The following is a 21,379-nucleotide window of genomic DNA, read 5'->3' as shown; positions in this document are numbered from 1 at the left end:
TTTTTTATTCAAGCGCGTCGAGCGCCTGCATGAGGTTAGCATAGACCTTGATATTTTTGAAATCGATACCGAGCGTGACCGCGGTCTGTGCAATTTCAGGGCGAATTCCCGATAACACAGATTCCACGCCGATGATTCTCAGTGAGTCCATCAGCTGGAACAATTGATGGGCTACCATCGTGTCGACGATCGGAACTGCAGACAAGTCGATGTATAAGATCGTCAGTTTTTGCTTAGCGCTTTCTTCTAACGCCGTCTCCAAAATCACTTTGGCGCGATAAGTATCGATGCCGCCGACCAGTGGCAAAATCCCAACCCCGTTGCGGATCGGAATGACCGGGCTGCTCAACTCATCGATGACTTCCTGCTGGCTCGCCAACAAGCGCTGATGGGCTTCATGATGATGGCGCGCGAAACTTTCGACAATGAAGTCGAACACATCATTCAACATCTCACTCCAGCGCAGAGCATCCCGGCTGCCCGCTTTTTCGACTTCCTCGAAAAACTTACGGACATAATTCCAATAGATTTTGCGCAATTGGCCAAGGTGCTCCATCACTTCGTACAGAGGTACGGATTGCTGGGCACGTTCTTTTGCGATGGTTGAGGACCAATCTTCTACATAAGCAAGGGATTCTTCTTTATCGTGGATAAAAATCGCCGTTACCGCTTCAATAAAGCCAAGTGATTCTGTTTTCAGCTTCTCGATCGTCTCTTCAGATGCACTGGCGGAGTAAACGGTATTCGCATGATTGCCGCGAGTGGCTAGCCACTCTTCCACCATGGAGTTTTTATTTTTCAGAATGAAATCATGTAGTTCTCTGCTAATTTCTCCCATAAGATATGCCGCTCCTTTTTCTAGCTTGTCCCTCTCATCTTATAAGATGCGACAATCGAAAAGCAAATTTACCTTCTCCGGATGCACAAATGTGCACCAGAAAAAGAGGGGAACGGCTATCCCAAAACAATAGAAGCCGCAGAATCCATACTCATTCTGCGGCTTCTATGTTATTGCTTGCTGCGTTTTCTGACAGCGAAGCTCGCGATGATGCCGCCAATGCCAAATGCGGCCATCACTCCCCATAAAATAAGAAGGATGATTGAGCCGATGCCGGCGCCGCCGTCCATGACGGATGACAGCTGAAGGAAAAAGAACCCAAGGCTGAACAATACAATCGCTCCGAAATAAATCAATCTGGCATTGAAACTGAAGTTCTTCATGGTCAAACCCCCTTTTCCAAAACAAGCTTTGCTCTTATCATTCACGTTCCGCTTATATTGTAAACGCTGCTGGTTATTTCAATTGGAAACGGGTCCGGCTAATGCCTTCTTTCGTCTTTTCCACTTCCAAAATTGCCGGAATCGCTGCTTTCAATTCTTGCACGTGGGAAATGACGCCGATCATCCGACCAGACTTTTGCAAGTCCACCAAGGTTTCAATGGCTTTATTCAGCGACTCTTCATCCAACGAACCGAAGCCTTCGTCGATAAACATCGTGTCGATTGACACATTGCCTTCAAAGCTCTGGATGACATCGGCCATTCCGAGCGCGAGACATAGTGAGGCGTTGAACTTCTCGCCGCCGGACATCGTTTTGACGTCGCGCGCCTGCCCCGTATAGGCATCGTACACATCCAGGCCGAGCCCGCTTTGCTTCCCGCGCGCTTCCTGCCTGTCGCTTCTCGTCAAATGGAATTGCCCGTTTGATAAGTGCTTGAGCCGTTCATTGGCCGCTTCAAGTATTTGTTCCAAATACTCAATTTGCAAATAGCGCTCAAAGGACAGCTTCACATCGTTCTGCCCGCGAATCGTATCGTAGAGGTCGACGATGCGAACAAACGCTGCCTCGGCCGCAGCTTCTTTTGCAGACGCTTCAGACACTTCATCGAAGAACGCTTGCGCTTTTTTGTTGTATTCTTTGGATGTATTGAATTCGGAAAGCGCCCGTTCGTAATCAGCCTTCAACTCATCAAGTGTCTGTTCCGCATTCGATACGTCGATGCGTTCACGGCCATTGAGCAGACTTTCAAGCTCTGCCAATTGACGTTCGGTCGTGTGGCGGTCTTGTTTGTACTGCTCAATTTTCTTTTTCAATTCCTCGTAGCGAGCGGCGTCGAGCTTGGCTTGCTCATAAGCGGATTTTGAGACAAAGGCAGATTTCGCCAACGCTTCCTCGAAACGGCTTTCGGCATCCCTACTCTTTTCCTGTACTTCTTGTACGGATTGCTTGCTATGGCGAAGTGACACGACCGCTTCTGATACTTGCCGCTCGGCTATTTGCAAGGCTTCCTGCGCTTGTTGCCAAACGGTTTCTAAGCGGTCTTTTGTTTGCTGCGCTTTGGCGATTTCCGCTTGAAGAGAGCCGGGTTCACGGAGCGCTTCTGGAATCGCCTCACGCTTGCTGCGAAATACAGCATCGCTCGATTCGTAAGCCGAACGTTTCTCCTGCGCGTTCTGCTGCACTTCTATCTGCTGTTTCTTTAATGTCGAAAGCTTCTCTTCTAGTTCCTGGCTATGCATTTTCTGCTTGCGCAGCTGTTCTTTATCAGACTGCAGGTGGGCAAGCTCTTCATTGAGCGATTGTTGCTGCGCCTGGATTGACTCTAGTTGAGCGATGGCTTGTTGTGCAGGAATCGACATCGAATCCAACTCTTGACGCTTCGCTGCCGCCTGATCCCACACCGTGGCTTCTTCCGCTTCTGTTCTACGGAATTTCTGCTCACGTTGTGACAACTCTTGTTTGGCCTGCTCCATCGCTTCCTGGTTCACGGTGGCAGAACCATCTTGCTGTTTTGCCGGATGGTCAAAGCTTCCACAAACCGGGCACGCTTCCCCGTCATGCAAAGTCGATGCCAGCAGGGCCGCCTGGTTGGCGAACCAATCATGCTCCATCGATTGGTAAGCTTGTTGTGCCTGTTCGAACTTGGCTTTATCTACAAGCGCTTGTTGTGACAAGCTTTCGAGTTTTTGCTCCAAGCGAAGATACTCTGACACGACGCGTTGCTGCTCCGCCAAGCGATCTTTTTGGTCACGCTTGCTATCGGCATGCTCAAGTTTTTCTTCCAATTGCTGAATCAGTGACCTTGTTTTCGATACTTGTGCTTCAAGCGTTGCTGCTTGTTCATCTGTTTGCTGTAAAACGGTCTTTGCCTGAATCGCTGCCCGCTCAAATTGTTGTACCATCAAGCGTTGCTGTTCGAGTTCCGATACACCAGACTCCATATCGTGCAATCGGATCAACGCTTGCTGCGCAGTTTGCCGCTCTTCTTGACGGCTCTCTTCCACATCTTTTACTTGTTGTGCCTGCCGCTTCTTTTCTTGGGCTTGCTGTTCAGCTGTTTCCGCGCGAAGCAACTCTTCACGTTTTCGGTGCTCGTTGGCCGCAAGTTCCATTACCTGCTCTTCCAAGCCAGTGATCATGCTCGCCTGGTCAGCTGCTGTGATTTTCAGTTCCCATTCTTTGACCGCAGGAGCTTGTTGGTCCAACTCCCGCAAATGGCGCTGTTTCAATTCCAATTCATCGAAGCGCTCATTCCAGCCTTTTGCTTCATGGAATTCGGCCATTTTTTGATTGTGAACATCGTAGGATTTCCGGTAGCGCTCTTGCAGGTTTGCGCTCTCTGACCGGTAATGGCTGATTTCCCCTTCTAGCCCCGTGAGCAATTGGTTGCGCTGAAACTCACTTTGCGCAAACACCTCAAAAAGAACCGAATCTCGCTGTGGCAAAGAACCCATTATTGCCTGCACTTGCTCTTTGTAGCGTATTTGCTGCGCTTTAAAGCGTTCCTGCGCCTCGTCTTTTTTGTGTTTAAGCCGCTCAGCCATCAGCCGGTAAGGTTCGGTGCGGAAAATCTTCCGTAAGATTGCTTCTTTATTGTCCGTCTCAGACGTCAGGAGCTTTCGGAACTCCCCTTGCGGCAGCATGACGATTTGGTTGAACTGTGAAAAAGTCAGTCCCAGAATCTCTTCGATACGGCGATTGAGCTCCGAGACGATTTGCCGCTCGACACACGGCTTTTCGCCTGTGGGGGTAATCTCGAAAAATTCATAGCGCTCACCGGTCGCGCTTTTATTGCCTTGTTTCACGTGGCTCATTTGGCGCAAGATACGGTAAGTGGTGCCGTGAACTTCAAAGGTCAACTCAGCTGAAGTATGAACCGAATCCTTGGCGAAATCGCTGCGCAGGTTTTTCGGTTCGCTTCTATCTGTTCCGCTTGCTGAGCCGTAAAGTGCAAAACAAATGCCGTCGAAAATACTCGTCTTTCCGGAACCGGTGCTGCCAGAAATGACGAAGAGGCGATTGCCTTCTAAGTCTTCGAAATTGATTTCTTCGCTATCACGGTACGGGCCGAATGCCGTCAGTTTTAATTTGACCGGTCTCATGATTTCACCTCTTCCCGCTCAGAGTCGGCGTGCAAAAACTCCTGCAACACTTCGCCGAATAGTTCTGTAGTCTCCGCAGAAGGCGCATCGCCTTTTACTTCTTCATAAAAAGCATTGAATAATTGCATCGGGTCCATTTTCCGGCGGTTGCCAATGGTCGACTCTCCCGCTTCTTTCGCGAACGTTTTGCGTTGTACATGCATCGCATTCGGGTACACCGAACGCACTTTTTCCATCGGGTATAAAACAGGCGTTTCGTCGAGCAAAGTAACGAAGACATAATCTTCACTTCTATCATGCGCCGTAATTTCTGCGATGGTCCCTTCAACAGAACGCATATCGCGTTTGGCAGCGAACAAGCGCTTTTCTACTGTGGCCGAACCGTCTGCCGCCAAGTCGACGATGAGGAATCCTTTTTGATGATGCTCTTCCGATATCGAATACTTCATCGGTGACCCCGAATAGCGGATCGTTTCGTTCAATACGTAATGCGCTTTATGCAAATGGCCAAGCGCCGTGTAATCGAACGGCTCGAAATGCTGCGCGCTGACATGTTCAGCACCGCCGATGGCAAGCGGCCGTTCGGAATCACTCGTATTGTCTTCTTGTTCCCCGCGCGGCGTCACGAAAGCATGGCCGACAAACACATGGCGCGCCGCTGGATCCATATGCTCGGCAATACGCCCCGTGATCGCCTTCATCGCGTCATCATGCGTCTTAATATCGGGCTCTTCAAAGACGTGGCGCACCATCGATGGATCTGTGTACGGCACTAGGTGGAAATGGATTTCTCCTGATTCATCCTTCAGCACGACCGGCTCGAACTCAGAGCGGATCGGCCCTGCGATATGAAGACCGTTGCTTTTCAATGCACGGCTCCCGAAATCCAAGCGGCTGGGGCTGTCATGGTTGCCTGCCACGGCAATAACCGGCACTTTCATATCCAGTACGATTTTCGTGAGTGTATCGTCCAGCAAACGGACCGCTTCTGTCGGCGGCACGGCTCGATCATACAAGTCACCGGCAATCACGAGCGCGTCCGGCCGCTCTTGTTCGATGGTTTCAATCAATTGTGCCAGCACCAATCGCTGGTCTTCTGTCATATGTACGCCCTGTACCAGCTTGCCCAAATGCCAGTCAGCAGTATGGATAAATTTCATGAAAAAATCCCCTTTCTTCTATATAAAAGAATATACGTTCGTTCCATTATACACGATTCATTCTACTTGTTTCACTCCTCCGTTCGGTATATAATGAGAACAAACGTTCTTAACTGGGGAGGGTTATCATGAAAGCACAGCTTCTAAAGGCATTCAAATATCAGCAATTAATCGACATGATGTATATCGCCAACGACGGCACCATCAGTAAGCGGCGGGTCAAAATTCTAAAAGTTAGCGGAGATTCCTTCCAGGCATATTGTTTTTTGCGCCGCGAGAAACGCCACTTCAAAATTGACCACGTGCTTTCATGCATCCCTGTCCAAGTAAAAGAACGCCAAATTGTCTGAATCCTTTTCCGGCGGATCTTCCTTTATGCTACACTAAGAGGAAATGGAAAATGGAGGATGAGACTCATGAGATTAACCGTTTACCTTGCAGGCGAAATCCACAGTTCGTGGCGTGATGAAATCAAAAAGAAATCCTTGGCACTCGATTTGCCGATCGATTTTGTCGGCCCAATGGAAGACCATGACCGCTCTGACAATATCGGTGAAGAAATCCTTGGCGAACAGCCGGGCGCTGTTTTTAAAGACGCGGCGGCTTCAAGTTTCAATAATTTGCGGACGAGTGTCTTGATGGAAAAATCGGACCTCGTCATCGCCCTTTTCGGCGAACAGTACAAGCAGTGGAACACGGCGATGGATGCAAGTGCTGCATTGGCAAGCCATAAGCCGCTCATTGTGATCCGTCCTGAGAAATTGCACCATCCGTTAAAAGAGTTGTCCCAAAAAGCCAATGCCACGGTCGAAACTTGCGACCAGGCGATCAAGGCTTTGTCTTATATTTTCGAGTAACGAAAAGTGCAACGGCCGAGCCGTTGCACTTTTTTGTTAGTGAATTTGAATATTGGAATGATGGAAAACCTAAATCGCTTGGCAGTCTCGTTTAGTTGGACTTGATAGCGTCGGATGTGTTTAGGTGAGTTCACTTCTGTACCCAGTTGCCGGCTAGTGGGGAATCGCTTCCCGGGTGATAGTGAAATGAGATAGCGAGGGTTTGCTTGCGGAAGAGTTTTGGCATTTTGGTTGAGCTTCGGCGTGTTAGTCGCCGCCGGGCTTTGGGTTGGCCTCTTGCCTTAAGCCAAGAAGAACACTTGTCTTAAGGCGTCGGCTCACCCTTGGCGCTCGGCGGCTTTGAGATTTCGTTGTATATGGACTGTTAAAATCGCTCAGCTTCTGTACCCAGTTGCCGGCTTGTGGGGGGATCGCTTCCTAAAGTGTAATATCGGGCACACTGGCGTTTAAGTTAAAAGCGGAACCAATTAGCCTCTCCTTAGTAAAAGTGATTTGAATTACAAAATATGATGCATTTCCAAACTTCATTTCAAGTAAACTGAAGAAACTATGCCCTACTCTAAAACTAGAGACGGAGTGAAAGTGGCCGACTCCGGGAGGATTAACGAGACAATTGAGACCCTGCAGGAGCGTAGCGACGAAGCGGCTCAATGCGAGCCCTCCGGAAAGCGTGCCCCTGAAGCGCAGTCGAAAAGCCGAAGCTTTTCTACCCACCTCTTTAAACGTCAATTTTCATAACAAAAACCCGCCGGAGAAACTCTCGGCGGGTTTTGTGATGCTGGCCTTATTCCATTATTGGTACCATGAACCGACGATCGGATAATCGTATGGCTCGTTTTGCAAAGCTTTGATGATCGCCATGATCGGCACGATGATTCCGATAGCGCCGAACAAGAGCAAGAGCGGGAACCCGATCAATACGGCCGTCAATAAAGTCGACGCGAATATCAAGGCACCCATAACCAATTGGAACAGCAAGGCTTGAATCGACAATTTCTTCAACTCTTGATCGTCTGTGACCAACATCGCGACGAAAAAGACGATGACCGGGACAAGAAACGGGGCAAAAAACGCACTGGCGTGGACGAGTACTTTTAACCCGATTTTCTCCATTTACATGACCTCCCAAATTACTTTCTTACTCTAGTATACGCCTGAACTTGTGGAAGGTTTCATTATTTCACTCGGAAACTCGCAAAATGACTTTGCCGAATTGCTTGCCTTGTGCCAAATAGTCAAATGCTTCTTGCGCCTCGTCTAATGGAAAGACACGATCGACGACAGGGTGTGTATCGTATTGTTCGATATGCTTGACCATGTCGCGCAATTCCTCGCGGCTGCCCATCGTTGAGCCGAATAATTGATATTGCCCATAGAAAAAGCTGCGCAAATTGAAATCGACCGTGTCGGAAGTTGTTGCGCCGAAAATGACGATGCGCCCGCCTTTTTTCAATACCTCGAGCGAGCGGTTGAACGTGGCGCCGCCAACGCTATCAATCACGAGATCTATTGTCTGGCCTTCCAGTTCTTTTACCCAATCGCTGTCGGTTGGGATGGCGATGTCTGCCCCGATTTCTTTTGCATGCGCGAGCTTGTCTTCACTTCTCGACGTAACGATGACTGTGGCACCGATATTTTTCGCGAACTGGATCAAGAAAGTCGCCACTCCGCTTCCTGCACCGGGGATAAATAAGGTATCGCCTTTTTTCAATTGGCCTTTCGTGAACAATGCGCGGTATCCAGTCAAAGCCGGCAAGCCAAGACCTCCTGCTTCTGGCCATGACAAGTGCTTCGTTTTTTTCTCCAGTTGCTCGGCGGAAATCGCGATTTTTTCCGCGAAGGTTCCGTGGTCCGGCATACCCAGAATATCGAAGCCTTCCGGCGGTGCGTCGCTGTTTTGTTCCCAGCGGAGCCCAGGGTTGATGATGACTTCATCCCCCACTTCAAAATCGGTCACGCCTTCACCAAGCGATTCAACAACGCCTGCCCCGTCGGATCCGATGATCAGGGCTTCCGGGTTGTCCCCGTAACGTTTCAATAGTCCGAGGTCACGGCGGTTGATGCCGGCGTCACGAATTTTCACGACGACTTCTCCTTGTTGCGCTGTTGGTTCTGGCATGTCTTTTAATTTATATTGGCCTGCTTCCATCACAAATGCTTTCAAATTGAGTCCTCCTCCTGAAAATGTTGGCTGAATTGTTCAAGCTGCCGCTTGCTGATGATGTCTTGCGAAAACAGCGGGATGTATAAGAGCTGCTGTTTTGGAAATGTTTCTTGGATCATGTCCATATACTTCGTTTCGTGCTTTTTGCGTTCCTGAAAAAACGCCCCTTCCACTTGTTCCGGAAGCACTTTGTTGATGATCAAGGTTTTCACGTGGAGATGGTATTTATCCAGTAGTTCCAAGGCTTTTTTCGTCTCTAAAATCGGCAAACGCTCCGGGTTCAAGACGAAGACAAAACCGGTTTGCTTAGCATCAAGTAAAATCTCACGCGCTTTTGAAAAGCGCTCCTGGCGTTCACGCAAGACCTCATAAATTGGGTCTTCTCTCGGTTCGCCGTCATTTAATAACGCCGTGTAGTTTTCATTGGTCTTGCGGCGTTTATCAAGCAAACCTTCAATCCATACCCCCATCAATTCCGGCAGCGACAATAATCGAATCGTATGGCCGGTGGGTGCCGTGTCGAACACTAGCTTATCGAAATGCTGGCGTTCTTCGAGGATGATGTGGATCAATTTATCGAACAATGCCGCTTCGTCTGCACCAGGAGAAGCTTTTGCCGTGTCGAGCTGACGGTTCACTTCTTCCATCATACTGGTGTGGACCGTACCGCGGATGTTGTTTTTGACGCCTTTAATGTACTTGTCCGTCTCGATTTCAGGGTCGATTTCAAGTGCGTATAGATTGTCGGCGATTTCTTTTGTACGGCCGCCGATATGTTCGTTGAAGATGTCCCCGACATTGTGCGCCGGGTCTGTCGAGACAAGCAGCGTCTTGTATCCCGCTTGGGCGGATTGCCAGGCAATGGCGGCAGCCGATGTCGATTTGCCGACGCCGCCCTTGCCCCCGACGAAAATGATGCTTTTCGATAAGACGTCCATGGCATTCCCTCGTTTCCTTGAAATTTAACAGCAGCGAATTCCAGACAGCGGCGATTTTTCCATGCCCATGCGTAAATGCCAATCGTGAAATTCTTCAATCATATACGGATAAAGCTCGAGCGTGTAATAATAGGCGGGATTTGGGATGCCAAGCATTTCCGAGTACAACATTAACAAGAAGAGATCGTCTTCACTGCGAAGCTCACGGGCAATTTCCGTTCGGTGCGGATGTTCCAAGACAGCCTCGTACCAGTCGATTAGTTTTTTCAGTTTGTCGCCGATCGGCATAGTGACACCTCTTCCTGAAAAAAGTACAAGGGATCATCGAGATGATCCCTTGGCATTTCCTACTATGAGCAATAAACGTTTCATTAGCAGCAAATTTCATGAAACTTTCTGTCAATTCATTATTTCAAATCTTCGTCTGAAAATCCAGGATTTGATTTGCTCATGAGCGCCTGTGCAGCGGTCAAGATGATCCACAAGGTAAAGACGAAAATAATGGCCCCGAAGACGAACAGCAAGGTATTCGATCCTTCGTTGTACCAAGCCCATTGCAAGAACACTTGCTGGAACATCGCCCATAAGGTCATGAACATCAAGAACACCATTGGAATAATGGTAATCATGTAATTTCTTCCGAGCTTGCGCAGCCAGATCGAAATCAGCAGCAAGCTGATGCCAGCTAATAACTGGTTCGAGGTCCCGAACAGTGGCCATAAGAGGTAGCCACCCGATCCGAATCCGTTCGGCCCTTCCGGCAAAATAACGAGCGCCATACTTGAAAGCACCGCAATCGAAGTCGCGACATGCTTTTTCTCGAGCTGCGGCACTTTGTATTCGACACCGAGCTCCGAAATGATGTAGCGCATAAGGCGAACCGAAGTATCAAGAGTCGTAGCAGCGAAAGAAACGACGATGATCGACACGATCGTCGAAGCGACCGATCCCGGAATCATCAATCCGGATGCAAGAACCGTTGCTCCTTCGATAAAGTTTCCGAGGCCAGCGCCGCTTGCGTCGGCAAAACTGCTGTAAGAAGCACTGAATGCTGCACGGTCAGGGAACAAAGTGATGACGGCGATGATCGAAATCAAGGCGAGCACGCCTTCACCAACCGCTCCCAAGTACCCGACAAAGCGGGCATCGGTTTCTTTATCCAATTGCTTCGAAGACGTACCTGATGACACGAGGCCATGGAAACCGGAAATTGCCCCACAAGCAATGGTGATGAAAAGCAGTGGGAACCAGGAAACATCCGCCCCCGGGTTGGTCGCCGGTGCGGTAATTTCAGGATTGGTGAACAAGAGACCCAAATACAAGATCGCCAGACCGACGATCAATTGGTGCGAGTTGATGAAATCACGCGGCTGGAGAAGTTTCCAAACCGGCAAGGTAGAAGCGATATAGACATAAATCATCAATACGACGATCCAGATGAAGAATGCGCTGGAAATCGCCCCAAGACCGAACAGCCCAGCGCCTTCTTCCCCGCCCATATAGCGGACCAGGTCAATTTGCAGGAAATTCACTTGGCTGGAAATAACCGCTGTCCCGTACATGATTGCAAGCGCTATCACAGAAGGGATCAACATTTTCATGTTTCGTTTATAAGCTGCATAGCCGATCCAAATCGCCAATGGAATCTGGATGAACACCGGAATGACGCTTGCAGGGTACGAGATGAACAAATTCGCAATGACCCAGGCAAATACCGCATTGACCATGAGCACTAGGATTAAGATGATGAATAAGAACAAAACCTTCCCGCGCTGGCCGATCAAACGGTGAGCAAGCGTACCGACAGATTGCCCTTTGTTACGGACTGACAGTGCCAGTGTTCCGAAATCATGGACGCCCGCTGCAAAAACTGTACCGAAAACAACCCACAGGACGGCCGGCAGCCAGCCCCAATAAACAGCGATGGCCGGGCCTAGAATCGGCGCAGCTCCTGCAACGGATGTGAAATGATGTCCCCACAGGACGAACTTATTGGTCGGGACAAAGTCGACACCATCTTTGTAACGGTGGGCCGGCGTGACGTAATTCGGGTCCAGCTTGAAAATTTTTTCTGCTATGTACTTGGAATAAAAGCGGTATCCGAGAACGAATATAAACAACCCGATAGCAGCTAAAGCAATTGCATTCACATTCCCCAACTCCCTTTGTTTTTTGAAAATCCTGCATATCTTGTTGAACAAAAGATTTTGCCACGCTATTGCAAATGTCCTGTTTTTTTATTCTTGCTTGTCTTTATTTGCTTCATATAACTTCAATTTTGTATATACCGTCTCCAGCACGGGTACTGGGATTTCGACTTGCTGTGCTTTGTCGATGAGATGTCCTTGCAGATGGTCTGCTTCGATGCCCTGGCCTTTTTCCATATCTCGCTGCATCGATGATTTCATGCTATCGTCCATGCTGTTCATTTTGTCGAACTGGATAGACGAGATGCCTGTTTTGATAGGAGCATCAATCGCGGTCATCACCGCTTCGAGTTCGTCGAGCAGCGACCGGATCGCCATTTGCCCCGATGAAAGCTTACGGATCGGGCCGATTGGCGATTCCATAAGAGAAGTGATGCCAGACATCGCCGTGATGAACATGTATTTATGCCACATGTCTTGATCAATGTTATCGCTCAAGACAAATTCCGCTTTCGTGCCGTCAAAATGCGACTTAAGTTTGTCGATGCGCGCTGTCCGCTCGCCGCTGCGTTCCCCGTAGACCAATTGGTGAATCGGGCTCGTCTGGACAATCGACCCGTCTTCCCCGATGGTCGTTTCAATAAAGCATAAGCCGCCGATCACTGCTTCTTCGCCGAATGCAGAAACGAGTTGTTCAATATGCGCGATGCCATTTAATAGCGGCAACACCATTGTCTGCTCGCCGACAAATGGGCGGATGTCTTCGATGGCTTGTTCCAGCTGATACGCTTTGGTTGATAAAAGAATCAGGTCGAACGGCTCGGCTTGCATCGTTTTCGTTAATAGAGCCGGCTGGAGATGGAGATCTCCGTGCCGGCTATTGACGCGCAAACCTTCTTCTTCAATCTTTTGTTTGCGTCCTTCCCTAACCAGAAAGGTGACGTCTTCTCCTTTTTCCAGTAAACGCGCACCGAAATAACCTCCGATGCCCCCTGCTCCTACCATTAACATTCTCATTGTGACACGTCCTTTTTAAGTTTGTTTATAGACCCAGCGATCTGCTTCCATCGTTCGCTCGCATCTGCCATTTGCCCGTAAATATTCAAGATGCGCCAAGGTTTCCCCAACCGCAAAGCGCATTTCGTGAACCGTTAGCGCCCGGTCGAATAGGCGCTCGCGCACTTCAAAGATGGTCAATGGCCGATCCAGCATTTGCCACGTCGCATCCAGGCGCTCGTCATGATGGGCCAGTAATTCATCGATGCGTTTGTTGGCGCCTTGAAACGGCTCGCCATGCGATGGGATCACCCAGTCCACATCGAGCTTGCGGATTTTCTCCAATGAATTCATATAGGTTTGAAGCGGATTGGGATCGCCGTGGAACCAATAGGAAATATTCGGCGAAATGCGCGGCAAAATGTGATCCGCTGACAAGAGCACATTGTGCTCGCGTTGATAAAAACACACCATGCCATCCGAATGTCCTGGCACGAACAGCACTTCGTATTTCAAGCAGCCGATGTGGATGATCTCACCTTCTTCGAAATAATGGCCCACTTGGGGAAACGGGGTAACAAGCGGTTGAAAGGCCCGCGTATTGTCGACCATTTCCTGCGCCGCTTCCTGCGGGATCCCCGCTGCCTTGTAGTAACCAGGCAACGCCTCTAAAAATGCATCATTCCAGGATTTCATTCCAGCATCTGCATCAATCTTGCTCATCGATAACTGCGCACCCGTCTTTTGCTGCAAGCCGCCCGCATAGCCGAAATGATCGGGATGATAATGCGTCAAAAAAATCTGCCCCACTGGTTTATCGCCGATCACCTTGTCCCACAACGTTCTCGACACCTCATTGTTCAATCCAGCATCGATAATCGTCCAAGTCTCCTCGCCTTTCGCCATAAAGCAATTGACGTGATTTAACCTGAACGGCAAGGGATGTCTTACGGCGATCAATCCGAGTTTGTCCAGCACCGCTTGGGATTCGGTTTGTTCGACTTCATTCATGGCTTCAGCACCAGCTTGCCGATCGTTTTGCGGCTTTGCAGCAATTTATGCACGTCCGCCGCTTGTTCGAGCGGATAAGCACCGCCGATCGTCAATTTTAATTGGCCATTGTTCATATATTCGAGCAGTTCCTGAAAACTTTTTTGGAATAATTCTTGATTGCGCATAATCTGAGGCAGGAAAAAGCCGATAACCGACTGATTGCGCTTCATCAATTGGCCGGGAGCAAAAACGGCTTGCTCCCCACTTGCCGCACCAAAAATAACCAAGCGTCCGAATGGCGCCAAGGTTTTCAAGGTTTCATTGAAGACACTGCCGCCAACCATTTCAAGTGCGACATCAACGCCTTTGCCTTCGGTGATTTCTTTAACGCGCTGTACCCAGCCTTCTTCACTGTAATTCACTAAATGAGTCGCGCCCATTTTCTCGGCATGGAATAATTTTTCTTCCGTGCTCGCTGTCGCAATGATTTTGCCGGCCCCGAATAGTTTTGCGAGCTGCACGGCAATTGTGCCGACGCCCCCGGCAGCCGCATGGATCAACACTGTTTCCCCTGGCTCCAAACGCCCCATTGTTTTTAAAATATGGTAAGCGCTCAATCCTTGCAGCGGCAAGGCGACGGCTTCTTCAAAGCTGACACCTTCTGGCACCGGCGTCAGCACCTGTTCAGGAATGGCGGCATATTCGGCGTATGCAGCTGATTCGATCAAGGCAACGACGCGGTCGCCTGCTTTGAAACGCGTGACCTCAGATCCTGTTTCCACGACTACACCCGCTGCTTCAGAACCCGGGATATAAGGCAATTCAGTCGGGACGACGTATTTCCCTTCGCGCCTTGCCGTATCCGCGTAATTGACGCCTACTGCCTTCACTTCGATCAACACTTCATGGGCTTTTGGTTTCGGTTGCTCTGATTCTGTATACTGAAGCACTTCCGGTCCGCCGTACTCCTCGAATTTAACTACTTTCATGTCTTTTCCCCCTCAACTGATGTATTGCCCTGCCTGATAAATTGTTTCGGCCACTCGGCGTTTCGCTGTTGCTGTGCCGCCGCGCTGCAGGCGGCTAAGTTCTGCAGTCACCATTTGGGTAAAGCGTGCCAACTCTTCTCCTTCTGTAAAGCCTTGAATGAGCTTACGCGCGATCATTTCGGTTTCGAGCAACGCATCGTCAATGAATACTTGCGCCATTCCCACTTTATGCTGCGCTTTTGCCTCGTCCTGTTCGAGCATTTGCTGTGCCCGCGAGACTACGGATTCAGCGGCGTACAAAGCAATGGCGAGATCTGCGAGCTTCAAGAGCGCCTCTTGCTCCTCGCCGATTCCAGCTCCGCAGGATTTTGCCGCAAGCCCGAGCGTACTGAGGAATACGCGGCGCATCGCCCGCACCGCTTCCGTTTCGCGTGCAAGCGTCCCGATATATGGCACTTCTGGCGTCTGCATTTCTTCAACGGCTTGAGTGGCTGCAGCTTCCAAATCAAAGGCGCCTTTTGCCGCAGCTTTTAATGCATTTCCAGGGATGAGCAGGCGATTTACTTCATTTGTTCCTTCAAAAATACGGTTGATGCGTGAATCCCTATATATTTGCTCAATTTTGTACTCTTCGATATAGCCATAGCCGCCGAACAACTGCAGGCTTTCATCCGCGACAATATCCAATGTCTCAGAACCATAAACTTTGCAGATGGCACATTCGGTGGCATATTCCATCATTCGTTTGGCAATCAATCCGTGATCCTGTGAATCATACAATCCCCGAGCGCATCTTCTAAGTAACCGGCAGTCCGGTATTGCAGCGATTCCAACGCAAAAATGCGCACAGCCATCGATGCAACTTTTTCTTTCGTCGCCGCAAACTCGGAGATGGCGCGCCCAAATTGCTGGCGCTCCTGTGTGTAGCCAAGCGCCAGCGATAAGCTAAATTTAGCAGCACCCATGCAGGCGGACCCCAAATTGAAGCGGCCAAGATTCAAGACATTGAGCGCCACAAGATGGCCTTTTCCCACTTCGCCAAGCACATTTTCAATTGGCACTTCACAATCTTCGAATATGACCGGACGTGTCGATGAGCCTTTGATGCCCATTTTCTTTTCTTCAGGTCCAAGCGATAAGCCGGGATGGTTTTTTTCAACGATAAATGCCGTGAACGCTTTGCCATCAACTTTTGCATATGTAATGAAGGTATCGGAGAAAGCCGCATTGGTGATGTACATTTTGGTCCCATTCAATAGATAATGCGTTCCTTGCTCATTCAGCACCGCTGTCGTTTGGGCAGCCAAGGCATCCGACCCCGCTCCTGGTTCTGTCAGGCAATACGCCCCGATAAATTCGCCGCTTGCGAGTTTGGGCAAATAATACGCCTTCTGTTCAGGCGTTCCGAAATATGTGATCGGCAAAGTGGCGATGCACGTATGGTTGGAATGCGCTACGCCGTATCCGCCGGCTGGGCCGAGCGATTCTCCGACTAGTCCTTTGCTGATTTTATCGAGGCCAAGCCCGCCATAAGCTTCTGGAATGCTGTGCGCAAGAAGGCCAAGTTCACCCGCTTTATGAAAAAGTTCTCGAACGAGTTCGAATTCCTGCTTTTCCAATCGTCTATTGTTCGGATGCACTTCTTTTTCGAGAAATTGCTTGGCTGTTTTTGCAATCATCTTGTGTTCATCGGTAAACTGTTCAGGTGAAAAGATTGGACCCGAGGCTTTCATCAAAAAATCAGCACCACGGTATACATTGGCTTCAGCTTTCATCGTCTCTGTCCCCTTTGCTTGTTCAATATGTATAGACATCCTATAGCCTTTACATGGCGTGCATGCCACCGTCGACCATGATGACGTCGCCCGTGACATAATCCGATGCTTTTGCTGCCAGGAATAACGCAGCGCCTTTCAAGTCTTCGTCTGTCCCAAAACGCTTTAACGGCGTTCTCGCAAGCAAGCCTTCTTCGCCGTTCTTCATGACGTCTTTCGACATTTTTGTCGGGAAAAAGCCAGGTGCGATGGCGTTGACGTTGATATGATGACTCCCCCATTTCGCCGCCAAATCTTTCGTGAATGTGATAACTGCTCCTTTGCTCGTATTGTAGCCGATGGCATCCATCAGCTTCGGATCAATTCCTCCGAGTCCTGCGACGGAAGCGATATTAATGATCTTGCCGCTGTTTTTTTGAATCATCACTTCTCCCACCGCCTGACTCATGAGGAACGTGCCAGTAACATTGACCGCCATCACCTTATTCCATGCTTCCAGCGGCATCTCGGACACTGTGGCTCCCCACGAAGCTCCGGAATTATTCACGAGAATATCGATCGTTCCGAAAGCCTCCAGCGTTTTTTCAACGACGTTTTTGACATCTTGTGGATTGGTAACGTCACATGCCAGCGCCAAGGTTTTCACGCCCTTCGCCGCCAGTTTATTTGCCACTTCCTCGCAAGCTTCCACTTTGCGCGAACACAGCACCACGTTGGCGCCCGCTTCTGCGAACCCTTCCGCAATTTGCGCCCCAAGACCTCGACCGCCCCCGTTACGATTGCCGTCTTGCCTGTTAAATCGAATAAATCCATCACTGACATATCAGTTCCCCCTCCGCTTATATGCACGCTAGTCTGTATGTTCAGAATACTTGAACTTCATGTTACCGTTTTCATCCATAATTTGCAATTGCCTTCCTATCCAAAAACCCCGGACCGATTGCCTCAGGTCCCGGGTCAAATTGACTCACTTTTATTAGGTTTCATTAGCATTCATCCATCAGGAAATGCGCGGGTCATCGGCGTTTCACTGGAGAATTCCCGGTTCATGACAACGACAAGAAATAACGCGTTTTCTCCATGATGGAAGGAAATGCGTTAAACTGGTAACACCGATTTGCATAAAGGAGGAGACATTATGCTCAAACGCTTAGTCATCACCGGCTATAAACCGCATGAGCTTGGCATATTTGACGACAAGCACGAAGGCGTCCGCTTTATCAAGAAAGCGCTCGAAAACCGCCTGCGCGCCCTAGTCGACGAAGGGCTCGAATGGATTATCCTGAGCGGCCAGCTCGGCGTCGAAACTTGGGCCGCCGAAGTGGTCATCGATTTGCAGGAAGAATTTCCCCAGCTGCATTTCGCCATTCTTACGCCTTTCGAGGACCAGGAGAAAAACTGGAACGAAGCAAAACAGGAAAAATACGAATTCCTGTTATCGCAAGCCGATTTCCACCGCAGCTTGACGAATAAGCCTTATGAAGCGCCCTGGCAATTTGTCGAGAAAAACAAATTCTTCCTCAGAAATTCCGATGGCATCCTGCTGATTTACGACGAGGAAACAGAAGGCTCACCAAAATTCATCAAGCAAGAAGCCGAGCGCTATGCCGACAAGCAGGAGTATGAAATCTTGCTCATCTCCGCCGATGACTTGCGTATTGTGGCCGAAGAAGAACAGCAAAACGAATGGAACGGCTGGTGAATAGATGCTCCGCGCAGAATAGGCGGAGCATTTTTCTATGATCCTGGTATTTTTTATCTTAAACAGCAGCTTTTTAATATCAGCTAAGTATTTGACTATTCTGCGGCACTCGTATACCTTTAATAGTTATGCTAAAAAGACATCATAGGAGGAATCATGAATAAAGCAACCAAAGTTTTCTATATCGCATTCGCACTCGTCATTTTAACTGTCGGTTTCGGGGTTATCGCACCGGAAGCTTTCGAACAAGCAACCGGCACGATCCGCACTTATATCAATGCAGCTTTCGGCTGGTATTACTTGATGATCATGGCGCTTCTCTTAATCTTCGTCATCGTCATCGTGGTGAGCCCTTACGGCAAAATCCGTCTCGGCCGCGACTCGGACCGTCCGGAATTTTCCACGTTCACCTGGCTCGCTATGCTGTTTTCAGCCGGGATGGGCATCGGGCTCGTGTTCTACGGCGCTTCCGAACCACTATCGCATTTCGCCATCCAGCCAGCAACAGCTGAACCTGGCACCGATGAAGCGTTCAAGGAATCTTTGCAGCGCACTTATTACCACTGGGGCATTCACGTCTGGGCTATGTACGGCATGGTCGCTCTGTCCCTCGCATTTTTCCAATTCCGTAAAGGACAGCCGGCTTTGATTTCGACGACCTTGAGACCTTTGTTCGGAGACCGTATGAATGGCCCGCTTGGCACATTGGTCGACGTACTGGCTGTGTTTGCTACTGTGTTCGGCGTCGCCACATCGCTCGGCTTCGGTGCTGCTCAAATTAACGGCGGACTTGCTTACCTCTTCGGCGCTCCTCAGGAATATTGGGTGCAGATGGTCATCATTGGTGTCGTCACGCTATTGTTCATCATTTCGGCATGGTCGGGCTTGAACAAAGGAATTAAGTATTTGTCCAATACCAATATGGTTCTGGCTATCGTTTTGCTTGTGTTGATTCTCATTTTAGGGCCAACCATCTTGATTTTGAATTTGTTCACAGAAACCTTCGGAGCTTATGTTCAAAATCTGATCAGCTTAAGCTTCCAATCTGCGCCGCTTGATGCAGAAAACCGCAGCTGGCTCGATGGCTGGACAATCTTTTACTGGGCATGGTGGATTTCCTGGGCACCGTTTGTCAGCATGTTCATCGCCCGTGTCTCTAAAGGCCGAACGATCCGCGAATTTCTGATTGGTGTCGTCCTGGCTCCGACCATTTTCGGTTCGTTATGGTTCGGTGCGTTCGGTACCACTGCCATCGATATCCAAAAAAGCGGCATCGACTTGACCGCTTTCCCAACGGAACAAACTTTGTTTGCGACGTTCAGCCAATTGCCGCTTGGCATCGTTATGTCGATCATCGCCATTTTGCTTGTCAGCACGTTCTTCATCACATCCGCTGACTCAGCGACATTCGTGCTCGGCATGCAATCGACCAAAGGCTCGCTGCTTCCAAGCAACCAGATCAAAATTCTTTGGGGTATCGCCCAGTCGCTCGTCGCCGCGATCTTGCTTTCTGTCGGTGGCTTGACGGCTGTCCAGAACACCATCATTATCGCGGCTTTGCCGTTCTCGTTTGTCATGATCCTGATGGTCATTGCACTGTTCAAAGCGTTGAATACGGAACATCAATTGATGCAGCGCAAAAAATAATCTTCTCCCCGCCATATTAGGCGGGGTTTTTTACGCTTTTGGGTATCTAGAAGAACCATAAAAAAGGCGGCCCTCAAGTTGATGGGCCGCTTTTTTGCTGTTCTGTTGTGCGTCTCTCATGGGAAGTGCGGTAAGCTTCTCGGCGAAACCTCAGAATCGGGTCTTCCGAACAAATTATCCCTTTTGTCATGACGGTTGGATCGTATAGAGCCTGTTCGGCTTCAGCAGCAGGCGTTTCGATTGCCAATCGTCCGAGAAAAACGCGTTCACGGTCTTTTGGCCAATCGCGCGTCGGGTCATCTGTTGGGTCGTCCGCTTCGCCGATGACAGCATACAACCGAAAAGATACAGGGCTGCGCGAGGTTCGTTCAGCCAATTCTCCTTCGTAATAGCCAAAAGGCAAATCCTTCATATCCTTCAAGGCACGACGGTCTTCCCCTGCATCCGGCTCGAATACGTATTTGACGGCTTGTTTGTTGCCTTCCTTTTCAAAATAAAACGCGTGGATAGAATGATAAACGCCTGTCGCGAAACTTTCAGGCACCGTCATTTTTTTCATACTTGAGAACATCGCCCTCACTTCGGGAAAAACCGTCAGCAACTCTGCCAGCTCTGCCAATTTCGGTCGCCCTTTTTGAAATGAGCGAGATACCCTAAGCATCTCGACGAAGCGTTCCGGCGAACGGGTAAAGAACACTGGGGATGTCACCGACACAATATTCGTTACCTCTTCCGGTCCTAGTTGGAATTGAACCGCCATGCCTTTGACTGGCGACATGGCATCCGCCCACGTGGGGTCTGGCGAAAAATGCGAAAAGCGCACCAGTACTGGCACTTCTGTTTTTTGAAAATGCGCCGCATCGGTCAATTCACTCGCCTCTCCGCTCCCCTCGAACAGCCCTTTATAAGCCGCTCCTCTGGCATGTGCACGCCGATAGCCTTCATACTCGCCAAAGATTTCTTCTATTTGATTGACCGCCTGTTGTTCTTTTGAACTGGTCTCCATGCCATCCCTCCTTTTTTCTTTTATACCCGCTGTGCATATTATTGAACAGAACGGGAATACCTTTTAGATAAATTGCTTTTTCAAAAAGGAGGAAATTGGAATGGACTTTCAACATCAAGACAACCGGATTGCCATGTTCGATGGCTCTGAAGAAGCTGGGTTTATCAGCTATGTCGAAAACGGCGATGTGCTGACCGTTGACCATACTGAAGTATCCCCGGAAATTAGTGGGCAAGGCATGGGCAAAGAATTGGTCGGTAAAATGGTAGAGCATGCACGAAACGAAGGCAAATCAATAGATCCCCAATGCCCATACGCCAAAAAAGTCATCGACGACACCGAAGAATTTCAGGATGTGCTGGTGAAATAAAAGAATAAGCAAAATAAAAAAGACAACTATGAAGTTGTCTTTTTTATGAGTGTTGAAGAAGTCTATAATCATCTATTAATAAAAAGAATGTGACACTATTCCACAATGAACAAATTAACGAAATGTCTTAGTATTTGGAGAAGCGTTCGCTCGACTCCAGTGGATCAGCGAGACGACCGAGACCCCGCAAGGAGCAGGGCGACTGAGGTGGCTTGGGCGCGAGCCCACGGAAAGCGAGCGATAAGCTTCGG

Annotated in this window: 18 protein-coding genes and 2 pseudogenes; 5 read left to right on the top strand and 15 right to left on the bottom strand. The window is 49.3% G+C overall.

The window, feature by feature from the left end; translation table 11 throughout:
- Window positions 1–4 precede the first annotated feature (4 nt).
- From BBI11_RS01920 to BBI11_RS01905, 4 genes are all read right to left on the bottom strand, one after another.
- Window positions 5–838 (bottom strand): STAS domain-containing protein, encoded by an 834-nt coding sequence (locus tag BBI11_RS01920; RefSeq protein WP_068460110.1) that lies wholly within the window; start codon window positions 836–838, stop codon window positions 5–7.
- Between the two features lie 170 nt (window positions 839–1,008).
- Window positions 1,009–1,221 (bottom strand): hypothetical protein, encoded by a 213-nt coding sequence (locus tag BBI11_RS01915; protein WP_068460108.1) that lies wholly within the window; start codon window positions 1,219–1,221, stop codon window positions 1,009–1,011.
- Between the two features lie 73 nt (window positions 1,222–1,294).
- Window positions 1,295–4,384, bottom strand: a complete 3,090-nt coding sequence (locus BBI11_RS01910; protein ID WP_068460106.1) for an AAA family ATPase — start codon at window positions 4,382–4,384, stop codon at window positions 1,295–1,297.
- Window positions 4,381–5,544, bottom strand: coding sequence for an exonuclease SbcCD subunit D (locus tag BBI11_RS01905; protein ID WP_068460104.1), 1,164 nt, complete (start codon window positions 5,542–5,544; stop codon window positions 4,381–4,383). The genes BBI11_RS01910 and BBI11_RS01905 overlap by 4 nt, the downstream gene beginning before the upstream one ends.
- A gap of 128 nt (window positions 5,545–5,672) precedes the next feature.
- Between BBI11_RS01905 and BBI11_RS01900 the strand changes: the two genes are divergently transcribed.
- Together BBI11_RS01900 and BBI11_RS01895 are read left to right on the top strand one after the other, a co-directional pair.
- On the top strand, window positions 5,673–5,894 hold the full coding sequence (locus BBI11_RS01900) for a transcriptional regulator (protein WP_068460102.1): 222 nt from the start codon (window positions 5,673–5,675) through the stop codon (window positions 5,892–5,894).
- Between the two features lie 66 nt (window positions 5,895–5,960).
- Complete coding sequence (locus tag BBI11_RS01895; protein ID WP_068460100.1) at window positions 5,961–6,401, top strand: YtoQ family protein; 441 nt, start codon at window positions 5,961–5,963, stop codon at window positions 6,399–6,401.
- 792 nt (window positions 6,402–7,193) lie between these two features.
- On the opposite strand, the gene BBI11_RS01885 is transcribed toward BBI11_RS01895, so the two are convergent.
- The 10 genes and pseudogenes from BBI11_RS01885 to BBI11_RS01840 form a co-directional block, all read right to left on the bottom strand.
- The gene (locus BBI11_RS01885; RefSeq protein ID WP_068460096.1) at window positions 7,194–7,514 is read right to left on the bottom strand and encodes a DUF4870 domain-containing protein; all 321 of its coding nucleotides are present in this window, start codon (window positions 7,512–7,514) and stop codon (window positions 7,194–7,196) included.
- 67 nt (window positions 7,515–7,581) lie between these two features.
- Complete coding sequence (locus BBI11_RS01880) at window positions 7,582–8,565, bottom strand: zinc-binding dehydrogenase (RefSeq protein WP_068460094.1); 984 nt, start codon at window positions 8,563–8,565, stop codon at window positions 7,582–7,584.
- Window positions 8,562–9,503: an ArsA family ATPase gene (locus BBI11_RS01875; protein ID WP_068460092.1), complete on the bottom strand. Its 942-nt coding sequence runs from the start codon at window positions 9,501–9,503 to the stop codon at window positions 8,562–8,564. The genes BBI11_RS01880 and BBI11_RS01875 overlap by 4 nt, the downstream gene beginning before the upstream one ends.
- Window positions 9,504–9,527: 24 nt before the next feature.
- On the bottom strand, window positions 9,528–9,791 hold the full coding sequence (locus BBI11_RS01870) for a cory-CC-star protein (protein ID WP_068460090.1): 264 nt from the start codon (window positions 9,789–9,791) through the stop codon (window positions 9,528–9,530).
- 119 nt (window positions 9,792–9,910) lie between these two features.
- Entirely contained in the window at window positions 9,911–11,653 is a 1,743-nt protein-coding gene (locus BBI11_RS01865; protein ID WP_068460088.1) for a carbon starvation CstA family protein, read from the bottom strand.
- A gap of 87 nt (window positions 11,654–11,740) precedes the next feature.
- Window positions 11,741–12,667: a ketopantoate reductase family protein gene (locus tag BBI11_RS01860; protein WP_068460086.1), complete on the bottom strand. Its 927-nt coding sequence runs from the start codon at window positions 12,665–12,667 to the stop codon at window positions 11,741–11,743.
- Between the two features lie 15 nt (window positions 12,668–12,682).
- Complete coding sequence (locus tag BBI11_RS01855; RefSeq protein WP_068460084.1) at window positions 12,683–13,657, bottom strand: MBL fold metallo-hydrolase; 975 nt, start codon at window positions 13,655–13,657, stop codon at window positions 12,683–12,685.
- The gene (locus BBI11_RS01850; RefSeq protein ID WP_068460081.1) at window positions 13,654–14,628 is read right to left on the bottom strand and encodes a quinone oxidoreductase family protein; all 975 of its coding nucleotides are present in this window, start codon (window positions 14,626–14,628) and stop codon (window positions 13,654–13,656) included. Before BBI11_RS01850 ends, BBI11_RS01855 begins: the two co-directional genes overlap by 4 nt.
- A gap of 12 nt (window positions 14,629–14,640) precedes the next feature.
- A pseudogene (locus BBI11_RS01845) lies at window positions 14,641–16,403 on the bottom strand (acyl-CoA dehydrogenase family protein).
- Between the two features lie 49 nt (window positions 16,404–16,452).
- A pseudogene (locus BBI11_RS01840) lies at window positions 16,453–17,225 on the bottom strand (SDR family oxidoreductase).
- 316 nt (window positions 17,226–17,541) lie between these two features.
- Here BBI11_RS01840 and BBI11_RS01835 point away from each other — a divergent pair.
- Both BBI11_RS01835 and BBI11_RS01830 read left to right on the top strand, forming a co-directional pair.
- Complete coding sequence (locus BBI11_RS01835) at window positions 17,542–18,105, top strand: SLOG family protein (RefSeq protein ID WP_068460079.1); 564 nt, start codon at window positions 17,542–17,544, stop codon at window positions 18,103–18,105.
- A 156-nt stretch (window positions 18,106–18,261) separates the two neighbouring features.
- Entirely contained in the window at window positions 18,262–19,752 is a 1,491-nt protein-coding gene (locus tag BBI11_RS01830) for a glycine betaine uptake BCCT transporter (protein ID WP_068460076.1), read from the top strand.
- A gap of 73 nt (window positions 19,753–19,825) precedes the next feature.
- On the opposite strand, the gene BBI11_RS01825 is transcribed toward BBI11_RS01830, so the two are convergent.
- Window positions 19,826–20,758, bottom strand: a complete 933-nt coding sequence (locus BBI11_RS01825) for a catalase (protein ID WP_068460074.1) — start codon at window positions 20,756–20,758, stop codon at window positions 19,826–19,828.
- A gap of 100 nt (window positions 20,759–20,858) precedes the next feature.
- Between BBI11_RS01825 and BBI11_RS01820 the strand changes: the two genes are divergently transcribed.
- Entirely contained in the window at window positions 20,859–21,128 is a 270-nt protein-coding gene (locus BBI11_RS01820; protein WP_068460072.1) for a GNAT family N-acetyltransferase, read from the top strand.
- The last annotated feature ends 251 nt before the right edge of the window (window positions 21,129–21,379 follow it).

The sequence above is a fragment of the Planococcus maritimus genome (genome assembly GCF_001687625.2).
Lineage (GTDB): Bacteria > Bacillota > Bacilli > Bacillales_A > Planococcaceae > Planococcus > Planococcus maritimus.
Note: the sequence above shows the minus strand (reverse complement) of the source record. Positions and strands in the feature narration are given on the sequence as shown.